General features: G+C 71.0%; 17 protein-coding genes. 10 read left to right on the top strand and 7 right to left on the bottom strand.

Translation table 11 applies throughout. The features are described from left to right. Positions 1-43: 43 nt before the first annotated feature. Positions 44-1,543 (bottom strand): MFS transporter, encoded by a 1,500-nt coding sequence (locus ABT263_RS09945; RefSeq protein ID WP_352289500.1) that lies wholly within the window; start codon positions 1,541-1,543, stop codon positions 44-46. A gap of 136 nt (positions 1,544-1,679) precedes the next feature. On the opposite strand from ABT263_RS09945, the gene ABT263_RS09940 reads away from it, so the two are divergent. The 3 genes from ABT263_RS09940 to ABT263_RS09930 all read left to right on the top strand — a co-directional run bounded on the left by ABT263_RS09940 (position 1,680) and on the right by ABT263_RS09930 (position 3,216). Beyond that, positions 1,680-2,405, top strand: coding sequence for a TetR/AcrR family transcriptional regulator C-terminal domain-containing protein (locus ABT263_RS09940; protein WP_352289497.1), 726 nt, complete (start codon positions 1,680-1,682; stop codon positions 2,403-2,405). A gap of 93 nt (positions 2,406-2,498) precedes the next feature. Further along, complete coding sequence (locus ABT263_RS09935; protein WP_352289494.1) at positions 2,499-2,768, top strand: type II toxin-antitoxin system Phd/YefM family antitoxin; 270 nt, start codon at positions 2,499-2,501, stop codon at positions 2,766-2,768. Then, a complete protein-coding gene (locus tag ABT263_RS09930; protein WP_352289491.1) occupies positions 2,758-3,216 on the top strand; it encodes a type II toxin-antitoxin system VapC family toxin in 459 nt (152 codons plus the stop codon). The genes ABT263_RS09935 and ABT263_RS09930 overlap by 11 nt, the downstream gene beginning before the upstream one ends. Positions 3,217-3,310: 94 nt before the next feature. Here ABT263_RS09930 and ABT263_RS09925 read toward each other — a convergent pair whose 3' ends face one another. Together ABT263_RS09925 and ABT263_RS09920 are read right to left on the bottom strand one after the other, a co-directional pair. Further along, positions 3,311-4,609 (bottom strand): glycosyltransferase 87 family protein, encoded by a 1,299-nt coding sequence (locus ABT263_RS09925; protein ID WP_352289488.1) that lies wholly within the window; start codon positions 4,607-4,609, stop codon positions 3,311-3,313. 195 nt (positions 4,610-4,804) lie between these two features. Beyond that, complete coding sequence (locus tag ABT263_RS09920) at positions 4,805-5,215, bottom strand: ATP-binding protein (protein ID WP_352289485.1); 411 nt, start codon at positions 5,213-5,215, stop codon at positions 4,805-4,807. Between the two features lie 159 nt (positions 5,216-5,374). Here ABT263_RS09920 and ABT263_RS09915 point away from each other — a divergent pair, with 159 nt between their 5' ends. From ABT263_RS09915 to ABT263_RS09890, 6 genes are all read left to right on the top strand, one after another. Beyond that, on the top strand, positions 5,375-6,187 hold the full coding sequence (locus ABT263_RS09915; RefSeq protein ID WP_352289482.1) for a helix-turn-helix domain-containing protein: 813 nt from the start codon (positions 5,375-5,377) through the stop codon (positions 6,185-6,187). Beyond that, positions 6,184-6,384, top strand: a complete 201-nt coding sequence (locus tag ABT263_RS09910) for a DUF397 domain-containing protein (RefSeq protein ID WP_352289479.1) — start codon at positions 6,184-6,186, stop codon at positions 6,382-6,384. The genes ABT263_RS09915 and ABT263_RS09910 overlap by 4 nt, the downstream gene beginning before the upstream one ends. 232 nt (positions 6,385-6,616) lie before the next feature. After that, positions 6,617-7,495 carry a hypothetical protein gene (locus tag ABT263_RS09905; protein WP_352289476.1) on the top strand — a complete coding sequence of 293 codons (879 nt, stop codon included), beginning with the start codon at positions 6,617-6,619 and terminating at the stop codon, positions 7,493-7,495. Between the two features lie 61 nt (positions 7,496-7,556). Then, a complete protein-coding gene (locus ABT263_RS09900) occupies positions 7,557-7,916 on the top strand; it encodes a type II toxin-antitoxin system RelE/ParE family toxin (RefSeq protein ID WP_352289473.1) in 360 nt (119 codons plus the stop codon). 62 nt (positions 7,917-7,978) lie between these two features. Then, positions 7,979-8,389, top strand: coding sequence for a helix-turn-helix domain-containing protein (locus tag ABT263_RS09895; protein ID WP_352289470.1), 411 nt, complete (start codon positions 7,979-7,981; stop codon positions 8,387-8,389). Next, positions 8,389-8,832 carry a hypothetical protein gene (locus ABT263_RS09890; protein WP_352289468.1) on the top strand — a complete coding sequence of 148 codons (444 nt, stop codon included), beginning with the start codon at positions 8,389-8,391 and terminating at the stop codon, positions 8,830-8,832. The genes ABT263_RS09895 and ABT263_RS09890 overlap by 1 nt, the downstream gene beginning before the upstream one ends. A 451-nt stretch (positions 8,833-9,283) precedes the next feature. On the opposite strand, the gene ABT263_RS09885 is transcribed toward ABT263_RS09890, so the two are convergent. From ABT263_RS09885 to ABT263_RS09870, 4 genes are all read right to left on the bottom strand, one after another. Continuing rightward, positions 9,284-9,760 (bottom strand): ATP-binding protein, encoded by a 477-nt coding sequence (locus ABT263_RS09885; protein ID WP_329489668.1) that lies wholly within the window; start codon positions 9,758-9,760, stop codon positions 9,284-9,286. Between the two features lie 198 nt (positions 9,761-9,958). Further along, positions 9,959-11,236 (bottom strand): L,D-transpeptidase, encoded by a 1,278-nt coding sequence (locus ABT263_RS09880; RefSeq protein WP_352289465.1) that lies wholly within the window; start codon positions 11,234-11,236, stop codon positions 9,959-9,961. Positions 11,237-11,438: 202 nt separating this feature from the next. Next, a complete protein-coding gene (locus tag ABT263_RS09875; protein ID WP_352289462.1) occupies positions 11,439-12,713 on the bottom strand; it encodes a L,D-transpeptidase in 1,275 nt (424 codons plus the stop codon). A 217-nt stretch (positions 12,714-12,930) separates the two neighbouring features. Next, positions 12,931-14,166 carry a L,D-transpeptidase gene (locus ABT263_RS09870; protein ID WP_352289459.1) on the bottom strand — a complete coding sequence of 412 codons (1,236 nt, stop codon included), beginning with the start codon at positions 14,164-14,166 and terminating at the stop codon, positions 12,931-12,933. Positions 14,167-14,455: 289 nt separating this feature from the next. Between ABT263_RS09870 and glgX the strand changes: the two genes are divergently transcribed. Further along, positions 14,456-16,660, top strand: a complete 2,205-nt coding sequence (gene glgX / locus ABT263_RS09865) for a glycogen debranching protein GlgX (protein WP_352289456.1) — start codon at positions 14,456-14,458, stop codon at positions 16,658-16,660. Positions 16,661-16,709: the final 49 nt, after the last annotated feature.

Raw genomic sequence — 16,709 nt, 5'->3', positions numbered from 1 at the left:
CACCCGGAGCGGGTGGCCGGCCTTCCCGGCGGACGGGCCGGCGTCAGGCGGCCAGCGTGGCCTCCTCCGCCTGGGCGTCGGCCGGCGCGGCCTTCTTGTCCCGCATGACCAGGGTGGCGAGCAGGGCCGCGGCGAGGACGCCGACCGCGCTGATCGTGAAGGTGGTCGACATCGAGGAGGTGAAGGCCTCCCGGGCGGAGTGGACCAGTCCGGCGTCCCCGCCGGCGGCGGCCAGGGCGTCGCCGATCGAGCGCTTGGCCTGCTCGGAGCTGTCGGCGGGCATCTCCCGGGCGAACCGGCTGGAGAGCAGGGAGCCGAGGATGGCGATGCCGAGCGCGCTGCCGGCCTGCTGGATGGTGTCGTTCAGGGCGGAGCCGACGCCCGCCTTCTCGGCGGGGATGGTGCCCATCAGGGCGCCGATGGCGGCCGGCATCGCCAGCCCGGCACCGAGGCCGAGCAGGCCGAGGGCGACGGCCGGGAGGGTGAACCCGGCGTCGGCGGAGACCTTGCTCAGGAGGCCGAAGGCGGCGGCCATGAGCAGCATGCCGACCAGGACGAGCAGGCGGTTGCCGATCTTCGCGGCGAGCCCGGCGCCGGCGCCGTTGCCGATCAGCGCGGCCACGGCCAGCGGCACGAAGGCGAGGCCCGCCTTGACCGGGGAGTACCCGAGCACGAACTGCAGGTACTGGGTGAGGACGAGCAGCAGACCGCCGTTGCCGATCTGGACGAGGGTCAGCGAGAGCGAGCCGCCGCTGAAGTTGCGGTGCTTGAACAGGGCGAGCGGGACCATCGGCTCGGAGGTGACGTTCTCCCAGATCCCGAACCCGCCGAGGGCGACGACGGCGACGATCAGGGTGACGGCGGAGCGGCCGTCGAAGGCGCCGTGCTGCGGGATCTCGATGATCCACCAGATCATGGCGGTCATGCCGACGGCGGAGAGCACCGCGCCCAGCGGGTCGGCCTTCTGCCAGGGGCCCTTCGACTCCGGCATGAGGGTCAGGGCGGCGACGACGGCGAGGACGACGACCGGGACGTTGACGAAGAAGATCGAGTGCCAGGAGAAGTGGTCGATCAGGACGCCGCCGAGCACCGGGCTGCCGACCAGGCCGAGCATCGACACCGAGCCCCAGGCCGCCATCGCCTTGCCGCGCTCGTCCTCGTCGAAGACGGTGATCAGGATGGAGAGGGTGGACGGCATGATCAGCGCACCGCCGACACCCATCGCGACGCGGGCCGCGATGACCTCACCGGGGCTGGTGCAGTAGGTCGCGGCCAGTGAGGCGGCGCCGAACAGCAGCAGGCCGATGATCATCACCTTGCGGCGGCCGAACCGGTCGCCGAGGCTGCCCGAGGTGAGCAGCAGCCCGGCGAAGACCAGGATGTAGGAGTCGAGGATCCACTGGGTGTCCTGGGCGCTCGCCCCGATGGACTCCGTCATCGACGGCACCGCCACCGTGAGCGCCATGCCGTCGATCACCAGGACCAGCGTGCTGAGGCAGAGCACGACGAGGATCCACCAACGACGTGGGTTGCGGGTTTCCATGGTTGTCCCTCCGAGTTGCGCACGCTGTTCCTTCGCTGCGCACACTGTACGCAGCGCGGAACAGTGTGCGCAACCCACTGCACCTGTACGCTGGATGCGCACGGCGTACGCAGGAAGATGTGAAGAGGAGAACCTCATGGCCACCAAGGCGAACCCGGCCCCGTCGGTCTGGGCACGGCAGCAGCGGGAGGCGGAGCAGCCGGCGCTCAACCGGGCCGCCATCGTCCGTGAGGCGATCGCCGTGCTGGACGCCGACGGCATCGACGCGCTCAGCATGCGCAAGCTCGGCGCCCGGCTGAACGCGGGCGCGACGTCCCTCTACCGGCACGTGGCCACCAAGGACGAGCTGATGGAGCTCGCGGTGGACGAGGTCTTCGGCGAGAGCACCGTCCCGCCCGCCGACAGCCCCGACTGGCGGGAGGCCGTCGCCGAGGCCGCCGAGTCCTTCCGAGCGACCGCGCTGCGGCACCCGTGGCTCGCCTCGGTCCTCGGCCAGGCGGGGCTCGCCTACCTCGGCCCCAACCTGAAGGCCTACTCCGAGCGCGTGGCCGCCCTGTTCGTCACCGCCGGGTTCCCCGAGCCGGAGCGCGCGATCGAGACCGTGATCACCTACGTGATCGGGATGAGCACGACGGAGACGGCCTGGCTGACCACCGTGGCCCGCTCCGGCCGGACCGAGGCCGACTTCATCGCCGACCTGATCCCCGCCGCCCAGCAGGCGGCGGCCGACACCGAGCACCTCTCGGCCGCGTACGCGGCGGCGATGGGCGCCGACCCGGTGGCCCTGCGCAACGAGAAGTTCACCTACGGCCTGAACGTCATCCTCGACGGCCTGGCCCTGCGCCTCCCCGGCCCCCGGTAACCGCCGGTGCGGCTGGGCCGCCTGCGCCAAGGGCGTTCCGAGTCCCGTGCCACGCGGTAGCACAGGGTGGCACAGCGGGATTATGCTGAACTCATGCCAGTGCAGCCCGAGATCACTCAAAGAGATCTACGAAGTCGGTCGAAGGAGATCATGGACGCCGTTCAGGCAGGCCACTCCTTCACGGTCACACGTGACGGGCACCGGATCGGCGAGCTGATCCCGCTACGAAGGCGGCGACGATTCGTCCCACGGAGCGAGTTCACAGCCATGTCACGTAGCGCCCCGGACATCTCCCTGGATTCCTTCCGCGCCGACCAGGACGCCTTGGCCGACCAGCAGACGGATGACCCCTATGGCCGGTGACATCCAACAAGGCATCCTGGACACCAACATCATGATCCTGCGCAAGTGGGTGGACCCGGACGAGCTACCCGCAGAGATGGCCATCACGGCGATCACGCTGGCCGAGCTCTCTTCGGGACCGCATGAGGTCCGCAGGAACGAGGAGCAGAACGACTACGACGAGCACGCCGAACGTGCCCGACGACTCGACGTGCTCCAACGTGCGGAGAACGAGTTCGACCCCATTCCGTTCGACACGGAGGCGGCCCGCATCTACGGCCGCGTCTGCGCTGCCGTCATCAGCAGCGGCCGCAAGCCTCGCCGACGCGTGGCGGATCTGATGATCGCCGCCATCGCCATTGCCGAGGGCCTTCCTCTGTTCACGACGAATCCCGACGACTTCAAGGGCCTCGACGGGCTACTGACCGTCGTCCCGGTCACCCGACCGCAGGTGCTGCACGACCGCTAGGCGGACCGTCACCTGAGCCACTGGCCGAGGGCCTTCAGCCGCCAGGAATGCCCTAGTGGCGTTCGAGAAGCTCGACCGACTACGGGGCGGGTGGTCAAGTGGCCGGGGTGGCTCGGGGGATCGGCGCCGGGGTCGGCGGGGTCTCGCCACCATCGGCCTGGTGCGGCAGCGTGACGGTGGGCCGGTGGCAGAGGTCGGCGACCGTGGCCCGGAGGACGGCGATCAGGGCGAACAGCATCAGGACGCCGTGGGCCGGCATCGACAGGTACGGGTCCACGTCGCGGTTGATGAACTTGAGGTAGCTGCCGAACGAGGACAGCTGCACCAGCACCGGCAGGTACCAGAGCTGCCGGGGCAGTTGGAAGGCCACGATCACGCTGAGCACGTCGGCTATGTAGAAGTAGCGCTCGTGCATCGACGGCAGCAGGAAGGGCACCGCGATCGCGGAGGCGGTGGCCAGCAGCAGGATCCGGGTGTCCGTGAGCACCCGCCGCCCCGCCTGGCCGGCCGCGGCGGCGCCGGCCTGCCGCAGGGCCCACACCGCGAGCCCCACCAGCGCCAGGACCACCACGCCGGCGACCACGACGCCGATGCCCCGCGCGGTGTCCCGGGCGTCCTGCGGGACGGAGACGAACTGGTACACCGACGGCGCGTAGAGCGTGAGGTCCTTGTACGTGTCCGGCTGCCGGGTGTAGACGGTCAGCAGCTGCCACGGGTCCGCGCCGAGCAGGAAGGCGGGGATGTCGAGGGCCACGTACGCGGCCACGGCGGCGAACAGGCTCCGCCAGGGGATCCGGTTCGCCAGGACGAGCACCAGCAGGGCGGGGAACAGGAAGACGGCCTGGAGCTTGAACGCGAGCGCGATCCCGAAGAACGCGCACGCCCAGGTGGGCCGGTCCCGGAGCAGGTGGTAGACGCCGCCCACCAGGAAGGTCGTGAAGATCGCGTCGGCCTGGCCCCACCAGCCGCTGTTGGTGACGACCGTGGGCAGGAAGAGCACGACCACCGCGGCACCGAGGGCGCGCCACGGCCGCTGCGGCCACCGCAGCTCCACGATGCGGAACACGTAGGACGCCAGGGCGAGGTCGAAGAGGATCGAGACCCACTTGATCCCGGCGAGCGCCGTCACCGGGAGGTAGGTGAGCGCGGCCATGAGGTAGAGGTACGGGACGTTGTAGTCCGAGAAGTCGGCGTGGCTGAGAGCGTTGAAGCCGCCGTTCTCGGCGATGTACCGGTACCACGGACCGAGGAAGTAGTAGTAGTCCGACGACTCGCTGTCCAGCAGGAGGATCCTGACAGTCAGCGCGGCCAGCACCGCCGCTGCCGCGGCCAGCGCCAGGACGATCGGATCGACGCCGTCACGGCGCGACTCCTCGGTGGTGATGTCGGACATCGCACTCCGTTCGGTTGTCCACGGCGCCCCCGAAGCCGTGCACCGAAAATCATATATACAGACACAAGTGCGCTGAGCGAAGGGCTATCAGGGCACGAACCAGGGCAGGTCGCAGCGCTGAAGTGGCCGAAGTGAGGGTAGTGACGGGAGTCGCGGAAGGGGCCGGAGCAGGAAGTCGGACCGGTCGACCTCCCACTACTCCGGCTTGAGCTCGAACCAGACGATCTTGCCCACCCGGCCCGGACCCCGGGGCCGGGCGCCCCAGGAGGCGGCGAGGGCCCCGACGAGTTCGAGCCCGCGACCGCCCTCGTCCTCGGGCCCGGCCTGACGGGGCTCGGGCAGGTCCGGGTTGGCGTCGGCGACCTCGACCCGGAGCGCACCGCATTCCGTGACGGCGAACCGGACGCCGATGAGGCGGTCACGCGGGCCACGGGCGTGGCGGCAGGCGTTGGTGACCAGTTCACTGAGGAGGAGCAGGGCGGTCTCGGTCGTCTCGTCGGGCACCCGCCAGGCGTAGGCCTGCCGGAGGAGCTGCACGCGGGCATGGCCGACACTGCGGGGGTGGCGAGGGAACATCCACTCGATGTCGACGGGCTGAGTGATCATCAGTGTCCTTGGTGAGACGAGTCCTTGGCGTCACCCATGGGGGCGGAATCGGCCATTTCACGCCCCAGGATTCGGTCTCTCCGCATAGCCTCAGAAGTGACGCCAGGGGTACATCGAACCGTGACTCGCTGGTTGACCATGAAGAATGGGGGTCCGGCGATGAGCGCACCCACGCAGCCGCCGATGGCGTGGAAGTACTGCGGGGATCAGATCAAGCGATGGCGCGCTCAAGCGGGCGTGACGAGAGAGCGGTTGAGCACCGCGGCCAGCTACGACATCGAGAGCGTTCGGTCGATGGAGGCGGGACGACGGAAACCCTCGTTCAAACTGCTCGCAACAGCCGATGAGCTGTGCAACGCACGAGGGATCCTCCTCGGGGCCTACGAGTTCTTGATTCCGGAACGACCTCCCACGCGAACGGAGGCCTACCGAACCGTCGAGAACGAGGCCATCGCCCTGTACTCGTACGAACCCCTCTACATCCCGGGCCTCCTGCAGACCGAGGAGTATGCGCGAGCCACTCTGAGCTACACGATCCCGCCGGTGGACGATCAGACCATCGAGGACCGTGTCGCCGCCCGACTGGAACGACAGGGCAAGCTCGCCCTCCGGCCGACTGTGCTGTTCAGCTTCGTGATCTACGAGGCGGCTCTCAACACCCTCATGGGCGGCAACGGCACCATGAAGCGGCAGTTCCACCACCTGCTGGACGTAGGACAGCTGCGCAACGTCCGCATCCAGATCCTGACCGTCGAACACGGGCCACCGTCATGCCTGTCCGGATCACTGATCCTCATGGAGACGGTCAATCATGAGCACTTCGCATATGTGGAGACGCACGAGACGAACGCGCTTCACTCCGATCCGAAAATCGTCAGCATGCTCACTCAGCGGCAGGCGATGATCCGCGCGCAAGCCCTCAGTGTCGAGGATTCTGCAGAGTTCATCAGAAAGGCAGCGGAGCAGCTATGAGCGACACCAGCACCTGGTACCGGTCGAGTTACAGCGACTACGAGGGCGGCAACTGCGTCGAGGTCGCCTCCTCCAGTCTCACCGTCCACGTCCGGGACTCCAAGGACAAGGCCGGGCCCCAGCTCTCCTTCTCGCCGGCCGCCTGGGGGGACTTCCTCGTCTTCGCGGCCGAAGCTCAGGTGTCGGGGGTCGAGTGACTTCCTAGTGGAACGGGTGGGTGAACACCCCCCACCCACCCTCCCAACCACCGCCGTAGCCAGCCCGTATGACTAATCGTCACCGGTCGCCACGGGCTGCGCACGCCGTGTAGCGTGCGCACCAACGAATCAACCCCCGCCGGTGCACCAACACCGAACGGGGGTCTGACCGACACGATCGAAAGCAGTCGATCCTGTGGCTACCCACGACTTTAGCGCTGCCCTGCCCCCGATGGCGTCCCCCGGCTACGGAAAGCGTTCCGCGCCGGGCCAAAATCCCCCTCGCGCCGACGACTTCGCGCACCTGCCCGCCCGTGAGGCCTACCTGGCGCGGCTGGTCGACCGGCTGCCCGAGGGCGCCGCGATGGACACCAAGACCCTCGCCCGCGAGCAGCCGCACTACGGCCAGCAGGCCGTCCGCAGCGCGCTCAACCGGCTCTCCGTCGCCGGTCACCTGCGTCGTGTCCGCGAGCGGGTCGACGGCGACCGTACGCAGTGGGTGTTCCGCACCTACTTCTCCCGGACGCCCCGGGACGACGCCTGGTGGTCCCGCTTCCTGACCGTCGGCGACACGGACGGCAGTGCCGACACCGGCCCCGACGGCACCACCGGCCCCGCGCAGGTTCACCCGGACGAGCGGCCCCACCCCCGCGTGAACCGGTCACCCGCTTACCGGGCCCTCGCCGCCCTCGGGCTCGCCGACCCCCGGCTCGCGCTCTCGGCGCGCGACTGCGACTCCCTCGAACCGCTCGCCGCCCAGTGGCTCGCGCGCGGGGCCGGTACGGCGTACCTCACCACCGCGCTGACCGCCGGGCTCCCGCCGGCCGTCCACAGCCCGGCCGCCTTCGTCCACCGCCGCCTGGCCGACAAGATGCCGCCCGAACGCACCGGGGAGCCGACGGCGCCGGTCACCCGCATCGTGGAGTGCACCGACTGCCGCACCCCGAGCCGGCCGCAGGCCCTCCTCGGCGGCCTCTGCCGGGCCTGCCGGGCGGGCGCCTCCGACGCCCCGCCACCGCGGGCCCGGCTCTCGCCCCAGGCCGTGCACCGGCACGCCGCCCGGGTGCGCGCCTCGGTCCGCCCCAACCCGTCCGCACGGCAGCCGCATTGATCTCCCCTTCACCCCCTCCCCCCTAGACTGCCGACCGGCGCACGGGCCGAGGGGGTGGGCGTTGAACACACGGGAGTGGTCCTTCTACGAGGGCGCGGACGGTTCGACGCCCCTGGTCAAGGACCTGCAGAAGGCCCGGCTGGCCACCCACGAGCGGGCCCGGCTGTTCGTCCTGATGAACCGGGTCAGGGAGCGGCAGACCCTGCCGGGGGACGTCAAGGACCTCGGCAACGACCTCCTGGAGGTGCGGCTCACCGGCGATCACCGCACCTTCCGGCTGCTTTTCGCGGAGGAGGGCGAGGGCCTGGTCCTGCTCGCCCTGTCGTTCTTCCAGAAGAAGTCCCAGAAGACCCCGCCGAACGAGCGCGGCGCCGCGGAGCGGCGGCTCAGGGAGTGGCGGAACCGGCCGTCGGCGGGCTGAGTTCCCGGTTCTCGATATCGGCTTCGGGCGATAATGTTGAAGCACTCTGAGGGGAGGCGGCCATGGCACCCACGCTGCACGATCTACTCGACCTCGACCCGGACGATCCCCGCGTCGCCGCGAGCCTGGCCGACGCGCAGGCCTACGCCGAACTCGTGGAGACCCTGGTGGTGGCCCGCAAGAAGCGCGGTCTGACCCAGCGCGACGTGGCGGACCTGATGGGGACGTCGCAGTCGACGATCTCCGAGTTCGAGCGGGTGGGCGGCGACGCCCGCTACTCCACGCTCCAGCGGTACGCCCGCGCGGTCGACGCCCGGCTGTACAGCCTGGTCGACCACACCGCCGCGGATCTGGCCCCCGCCTGGAAGCCCGCGCCCGTCGAGGTGCAGGTCCGGGTGGCCGTCCGCGAGCGCGGGGCGCGGTCCCGGCCGACCGCCTGGGGCGACGACGCGCAGCGGTCGGTGACCGTCTGATGGCCGGTTCGCCCGCCCGCCGGGGGGTCCGGCGCTTCGCCACCCTCGACGAGCTCTCCGCCGCCACCGAGCTGGAGGACGTCACCTTCCTGGAGGTCTCCGGCCGGCGCCTCTTCGACCAGCAGGAGCCGCGCAGCGAGGCGGAGAACCGGACCACGCTCGCGGTCTGGCTCCGCGAGGGCGACGACGGGACCACCCTGGAGGTCCGCTGCCGGCTGGAACTGGGGAGCGCCCAGGCCGACTTCGTGGTGGACGCGGCGGCGGCCTTCTCGCTGGGGGCGCCGTTCGAGCTTCCCGCCGAACTGCAGCAGCTGTTCGTCGACCGGATCGGCGTGACGGTGCTCTACCCGTACCTGCGGGAGGCCCTCCAGGGCAGCGCCACCAAGCTCGGCGTCGACACCCCGCTGCTCTCGCTGCGCGGCCCGGGGCAGGGCGTCCGCTAGCGCTCGGACCGCCGGCCCCGACAAGACCGCCGGCCCCGACAAGGCCTCGTCACAGAGCCTCGTCACAGCGCCTCGTCACAGGGTCTACACGGCTCGCTCATGAATAATCTCAGGCGACAGCGTTAACCTATGCAAAATCCAAAGGTGAACTAGGTTACAAACCTTGAAATCAAAGCCAGCCGGTTTGCCCACATGCTGAGATCCGTGCGATAGTCGAGATGTCCGGCGGCGGACGACGACGACCCGCCGAGGACACCGAGACTACGGCCCGCCCGACCTGGCACGGCCGTCGCCCATCGTGTCGGCACGCACCCCCTTGGCCGCGCGATGACTTGCAGGGGCCCCCACGCACCGGAACACGGTGGATCGGGGGCCCTGCGCGTTTTCCGGGCACGGCTGCGGCGCGACCATGGCTGCGGCGCGGCCACGGCGGTGAGTCGCCGCGACGGCCTCAGTGCCGCTCGCGCACCTTGAGCTCGAACCAGACGCCCTTGCCGCGCGGCAGCAGATCGGCGCCCCAGCGGTCGGCGAGGTCGTCGACGACCTTGAGCCCGCGCCCGTACTCGTTGATCGGCAGCGGCTCGGCCATGATCAGACAGGGCAGCGCCCGCGAGGAGTCCCGCACCTCGACCCGCAGCCAGCCGGGCTTGCGCGACACCTGGACGCCGATGGTCCGCCCGGCCGCGTGCCGCACCGCGTTGGCCACCAGCTCGCTGGTGAGCAGCTCACCGACCTCCAACTGCTGGTGCAGCTCCCAGGACTCCAGCACCGAGAGCACCAGCCGGCGGGCCAGCGGCCCGGACTCCGGCCTCGACGGCAACCGCATCTCGCCCGGTGCCGACTGGTCGCACAGCCTGCCGAAGTACATCCGCTCCAGCTCCTCGGAGCTGAGCCGCTCCAGGGCCGCCAGCGCGTCCTGGAAGCACATCCACGATGCCTCAGCGACCAAGCTCGACCCAGGAAGTGATGACTGATCTGTTTCGCCCCAACCCGCCATGCGGTCCATCATTGCGGAACGCAAGCGGCCGCGTACGGACAATGAGCAAACGATCACTACCCGCTCGGCATATGCCGGGTGCAACCCGGGCCGGGTGCGCGTCAAGCCCGGGTTGCCGCAAACCGCCTCCTACCAGGCACTCCAGGCCAGGTTCCAGCCGCTGAGACCGTTGTCCGGAGCCACCGTGCCGCGCGAGGAATTCTGCACCGTCACGATGTCGCCGATCAGCGAGCCGTCGTAGAAGGTGCCCGCCGAGGTGCCGTCGCCGCCGCCCTTGACGTCCTTGAGGCCGACGCAGCCGTGGCTGACGTTGTCCTTGCCGAAGGCGCTGCTCCAGTAGTTGCCGTGTACGTACGTGCCGGACGTGGTCAGCCGCATCGAGTGCGGCACCTGGAGGTCGTACGGGTCCCCGGTCATCCCGGGCATGCTGCTGGACTGCATCCGCACCACGCCTTCCTTGGACATCACCACCATGGTGCCGTTCCAGGTGGGGTGTTCCGAGGAGCCGGAGGTGATGTCGACGACAGAGCTCTTGCCGTCGTTGACCACCGTCATCTTGTGCGTCTTCGCGTCAACCGTCGAGACCTGCGATCGCCCGATCGTGAAGGGCTCGTCCCGGTCCACGCCGCCGTAGACGCCGGGGGCGAGCTCCACGTTCTTCAGCCGGTAGTGGACGGTGACCTTGGTCCCCGGCTTCCAGTACGCCTCGGGGCGGAAGTCCAGCCGGCGGTTGCCGAACCAGTGGCCCTTCACCACGGTGCCGTTGTCGGACTCGAAGGTGATGCCCCTGGCGACCGCCTCCTTGTTCTTCACGTCCTTGTCGAAGTCGACCGAGACGATCATGCCGACCCCGTAGGTGGCGTTGTCCTCGACGTTGTCGCTCGCCTTCGCCTCGCGCTCGGGCGTCAGCGTGGTGAAGCCGCTGTCCGCCGAGGCGACCACGCCGTTGGCGTCCGCCGCCATCGCGCTCACCTGGTAGGCGGTGCCGACCGCCAGGCCGGCCGTCGGCGTCCAGCTGCCGCCGTCGGCGGCGATCGTCCCGGCGACCTCCTTGCCGGTCCGGTCGCTCACCTTGACCGTGGTGAGCTTGCCGCCCGCCACCGCGACCTTGAGCGCGCCGCTCGGGGCCACGTCCACCGCGCCGTTCTTCGGCTGGATGTCCAGCACCGCCGCCGACACCTTCGGCGCCGCCGGGGTCGACGCGGGGGCCTCGGCCGGCGCCGCCCCGGAGGCCGGTGCCGCTCCGGACGCCGGCCCGGAGGCGGTCGCCGCGACGCCCGCCGCGCCCCCCAGGTCCGCCTTGGCCGCGCTCCCGCCGGCCGCGCCGTCGCCCCCGCCGCACGCGCTGGTCAGCACCAGCGCGCCGCCCATCAGACCGGCGGCCACCACTGTCCGTATCGACCTCATGCCGACTCCTCCCGTTCATCCCGCTCGACCACGAGGGGACTCGACAGATACACGCGCCATCCACCGGAAAGGTTGCGCCATCCGGGCGACGATCACGCCACGAACGACGACCGGCCCGACCCCAACGAGTGAGGATCGGGCCGGTCGTCGTCGAACCGGGACTACCGGGGCTGCCGCCGGGGTAGAGCGTGTGTCGCCGGACCTACCAGTTGGCCCAGCCGATGTTCCAGCCGCCGAGGCCGTTGTCGGGCGCGACGGTCTTCTCCTTGGTGTTCACGATCTTCACCACGTCGCCGACCAGCGAGTCGTTGAAGAACTTGCCCGCCACCGAGGTGTCGCTGCCGCCCTTCTCGTCGGCCATCGAGACGCAGCCGTGGCTCGCGTTGGACTTGCCGAAGGGGTTCGCCCAGTAGTTGCCGTGCACGAAGGTGCCGGAGGTGGTGAGCCGCATCGCGTGCGGGACGTCCTGGATGTCGTACTCGCCGCCGAGACCGACGGTCTGCGAGTTCATCCGGGTGACCTTCTCCTTGGACATGATCACCATGGTGCCGCCCCACGAGGGGGTCGCGTCGGCGCCGAGGGTGACCGGCACCGTGGTGCTCTTGCCGTCCCGGACGGTCGTCATCGTGTGGGCGGCCGCGTCGGCCGTCGAGACCTGGGAGCGGCCGATGGTGAACGGCTCGTCCTTGTCCACGTCGCCGTAGATGCCGGGGGCGACCTCGACGTTCTTCAGCCGGTAGTGGATGGTGACCTTCGTCCCCGGCTTCCAGTACTCGGCCGGGCGGAAGTCCAGCCGCTTGGTGCCGAACCAGTGGCCCTTCACCTCGGTGGCGGCGCCGTCGCTGGTCTCGAAGGTGATCCCCTTCGCCACGGCCTCCTTGTTCTTCACGTCCTTGTTGAAGACCACCGAGACGATCATGCCGACGCCGTAGGTGGCGTTGTCGGCGATGTTGTCGTTCGTGGAGATCGTCTTCGCCGGGGTCAGCGTGGTGAACGAGGTCGTCGACGCCGTCACCAGGCCCTCGGCGTCCTGGGCCTGCGCGCTCACCTTGTAGACCATGCCGACGGCCAGGGGCGCGCTGGGCTTCCAGCCGGAGCCGTCCGGCGTGATCGCCCCGGCGACCGGCTTGCCCTCCTTGTCGGTCACCTCGACGGTGGTGAGCTTGCCGCTCGCGACCGAGACGGCCAGCGCGTTGGTCGGCGAGACGTCCTGGGCACCGTCCTTCGGCTCGACGGTCAGCACCGCGGCCGAGGTCTTCGGCGCCGCCGAGCTCTGGCCGGGCGCCGGAGCGCCCCCACCGTTGGCACCCGCCGTGGCGGCCGCGTCACCCCCGCCGCTGCCCCCGTCACTGCCCTTGTCGTCCCCACATGCCGCGGTGAGCAGCAGTACCCCGCCCATCGCGAGCGCCACTGCGCCACGACGCATCCGACGGCTGGTGGTCCCTATCGCGGCGTCGTCCGCCAAAACCGGCTTCACGGTTTCTCCCCTCCCGGTGTCCATCCAGATGGACGCGTGTTCGCCCGGACGGGTTGCACCGGACCGGCGATCTTCCGCGCCGGTCTTCGGCGCGGCAAGCAGGATAGCTGGGCCGAATGAGTGAACCCCGGGGGGAGTGCGGTGAATCACAGGTGGAACAGCGGTGAAGACCGGCGGGAGGGTCACCGCCCCGCAGCCGGGACCAGGGGCCGGTGGCTCAGCGCTCGATCGCGCTGCCCGCGACCCACTGGGCCCAGGGCAGGTTCCAGCCGTTGAGCCCGTTGCTCGGCGGGACGGCGTCCCCGGTGGCCGCCCTCACCTCGATCACGTCCCCGGGGATGGTGTGCTCGAACAGCCAGCCCGCCGGGGTGTCCGTGCTCGTCCCGCCCTTGGCGTCGGCCAGGCCGATGCAGCCGTGGCTGGTGTTGGCCGTGCCGAACACCGCCGGGTCGGCCCAGTAGTTGCCGTGGATGAAGGTGCCGGAGGTGGTCAGCCGCATCGCGTGCGGGACGTCCTTGATGTCGTACTCGTCGCCCATCCCGACGGTCTGCGAGTTCATCCTGGTCGTGCGGTACTTCTCGGAGACCACCAGCACGCCCCGGTAGGTGGTGTGCTTCGGGTCCCCGCCGGACACCTTGAGCGTGCGCACCACCTTGCCGCCCGCCCCGGCCCGCACGGTCAGGGTGTGGGCGTCCAGGTCCACCGTGGAGACCTGGGCCCGGCCGACGGTGAACCGGACGTCCTTGGTCTGGGTGCCGAACGCGCCCGGCGCCCCCTGCACGTCCTTGAGCCGCAGCGCCACCGCGACCTTGGTGCCGGCCGCCCAGTAGGCCTTCGGCCGGACGTCCAGCCGCTGGGTGCCGAACCAGTGCGCGGCCAGCTCCACCGGCGGGTCGGCCGTCACCGTCACCGCCCGCTCGACGGCCGCCCGGTCGGTGATCGGGCGGCTGAAGCGCAGCGAGACGGGCATGCCGACGCCGACCGTGGAGCCGTCCTCCGGGGTGAAGAAGGCGACGAAGGTGTGCGCCCGGGCCACCGTCGAGAAGTCCGTGTGCTGGTTCGCCTTCTGGCCCTGGTCGTCCTCGGCCACCGAGTCCAGGGTGTACGCGGTGCCGAGCGGCAGCGGGCCGTTCGGCGCCCAGCTCGCACCGTCCGGGGAGAGCGTCCCGGCCACCTCGGTGCCCTTCGCGTCGGCCAGCCGGACGGAGACCAGCCGGCCCTGGGCCACCGAGACCCGGACCGCGCCGTCCGGCGGGACGTCCTCGGCGCCGTCGGCGGGCAGCGCGGTGATCGCCGCCCGGGAGGGGGCCGGCGGGGCCGCGTGCCCCGGGGCCGCCGCGTCCTGGGCCGGGCCAGCCGCCGGACCGCCCCCGCCGGCGCACCCCGTCAGCACCGCCAGGCTCCACCCCAGCGCCGCCGCACGGCGCGCCCACACCAGTACTCGGGGCCGCATTCCGGGGCCTCCCGCCGTTTCCGTCCGATACCCCGGACAACGAGGGCAATCCCGGCAGGACACGCGGACGGCCGGGTGAACCTCACTCCGGCGGCCCACCACCGGGCGGACGGCGACCCGGTGGTGGCCGCGGCGCGGGCCCGGGCGGCGTGCCCGAACCGCCCCCGCGGCGCGCGGCCCCCGGCCGCCATCCGCCGGTAAGCCACCGTTCAGCGGCTTCCGATCAGCAGGATCAGGGAAAGAGAAGGTGAACGGGGTCCGGGACACCCCGCCCAGGGAGGGTAGGGCCATGGCGTCAGGGCAGGAGCTGGAAGCCGGAGTGCGGCCGCGCGGCGGTACCGGCACCGAGCCACCGTGGCCCGGCAGCTGGCAGCCGCTCGGCGCCCGCTTCCGCACCGATGCCCAGGGTCGCCAGGGCACCAACTTCGCGCTCTGGGCGGCCGGCGCCGAGGCGGTCGACCTCTGCCTCTTCGACGAGGACGGCCAGGAGAGCAGACACCGCCTCACCGAGCAGAACTTCCAGACCTGGCACGGCTTCCTGCCCGGCGTCCGCCCGGGCACCCGGTACGGCTTCCGGGTCCACGGCCGCTGGGACCCGTGGACCGGCGCCCGGTGGAACCCGGCCAAGCTGCTGCTCGACCCGTACGCCCGGGCCGTCGACGGCTGTTACACCTCCCACGACGCGGTCTGCTCCGCCGTCCGCAACTGGCCCGAGGCCGACGTCGCCGACACCGTCCGGGACAACCGCGACTCGGCCCGCTACGTGCCCAGGTCCGTCGTGGTCCACGACGACGACGACTGGTACGACGACCACCGCCCGAAGACCCCCTGGGCCGAGACCGTGCTGTACGAGCTGCACGTGCGCGGCTTCACCATGCGCCACCCCGAGGTGCCGCCGGAGCTGCGCGGCACCTACGCGGGCCTCGCCCACCCCGCCGCGATCGCCCACCTCACCGGGCTCGGCGTCACCGCCGTCGAGCTGCTGCCGGTGCACCAGTACGCCAGCGAGGACCACCTCCAGGCCCGCGGCCTGGGCAACTACTGGGGGTACAACACCGTCGGCTTCTTCGCCCCGCACGCCGGCTACTCCTCCTCCGGCAGCCGCGGCGGCCAAGTGGGCGAGTTCAAGCGGATGGTGCGCGCGCTGCACGCCGCCGGCATCGAGGTCGTCCTCGACGTGGTCTACAACCACACCGCCGAGGGCGCCGAGCTGGGCCCCGCCCTCTCGCTGCGGGGCATCGACAACGCCGGGTACTACCGGCTGCCGCTGAACCGCCCGCGCGGCTACGCCGACTACACCGGCTGCGGCAACACCCTGGACACCCGGCGGCCGCAGGTGATCCGGCTGATCACCGACTCGCTGCGGTACTGGGTGACCGAGATGGGCGTGGACGGCTTCCGCTTCGACCTCGCCGCCGCGCTCGCCCGCGGCAGCGACGGCGTCGAGATGGACCACCCCTTCCTCGCCGCCGTCTCCCAGGACCCGGTGCTGAGCCGGGTCAAGCTGATCGCCGAGCCGTGGGACGTCGGCGCGGGCGGCTACCAGGTCGGCGGCTTCCCCCCGCTGTGGGCCGAGTGGAACGACAAGTACCGGGACACCGTGCGGGACTTCTGGCGCGGCGCCCGCCCGGACGTCCGCGAGCTCGGCTACCGGCTCTCCGGCTCCTCCGACCTCTACCAGCGCGGCGGCCGACGCCCCTACGCCTCGGTCAACTTCGTCACCGCGCACGACGGCTTCACCCTGCGCGACCTGGTCTCCTACGACCGCAAGCACAACGAGGCCAACGGCGAGGCCAACCGGGACGGCACCGACGACAACCGGTCCTGGAACCACGGCGCCGAGGGGGAGACCGCCGATCCGGCCGTCCACGCCCTGCGCCTGCGCCAGTTGCGCAACCTGATGGCCACCCTGCTGCTCTCCACCGGCGTCCCGATGATCACCGCCGGGGACGAGTTCGGCCGCACCCAGCGCGGCAACAACAACGCCTACTGCCAGGACAACGAGATCAGCTGGCTGGACTGGTCCCTGCTGGCGGACCGCGACTGGGCCGGGCTGCGCGACCTCACCGCCCGCCTCGTCCGCCTGCGCCGCGCCCACCCGGTGCTGCGGCAGCGGGCGTTCTTCTCCGGCCGGGCCGCCACCCCCGGCGGCCAGCCGGACCTGGCCTGGTTCACCCCGCGCGGCAAGGAGATGACCGAGGCCGACTGGTTCGCCCCCACGGCCTGCCTCGGGATGCTGCTCTCCGGCACCGCGATGTCCGAACGCGACCAGCACGGACGCCCGTTGCGCGACGACAGCTTCCTGCTGCTGCTCAACACCGGCCCCGACCCGGTGGCCTTCACGCTGCCCGGCGAACCCTGGGCCGCGCCGGACGCGCGGTACGAGACGGTGCTGGACACCGCGAGCGAGGAGAACGGCCCGCTCCCCTCCCCGGACACCGCCCTGCTCGGCGGGCACTCGCTGCGCCTGCTGCGCGCACCCGCCCCTCGCTGACCCCCGCACCCCACGCGTCCCGGCCACCGGTGGCCGGTTCTCGACGACA

This window comes from Kitasatospora sp. NPDC001603 (genome assembly GCF_040298365.1).
Taxonomy (GTDB): Bacteria; Actinomycetota; Actinomycetes; order Streptomycetales; family Streptomycetaceae; genus Kitasatospora.
The sequence above is the reverse complement of the archived record's forward strand: the minus strand, read 5'-3'. Positions and strand labels throughout refer to the sequence as shown.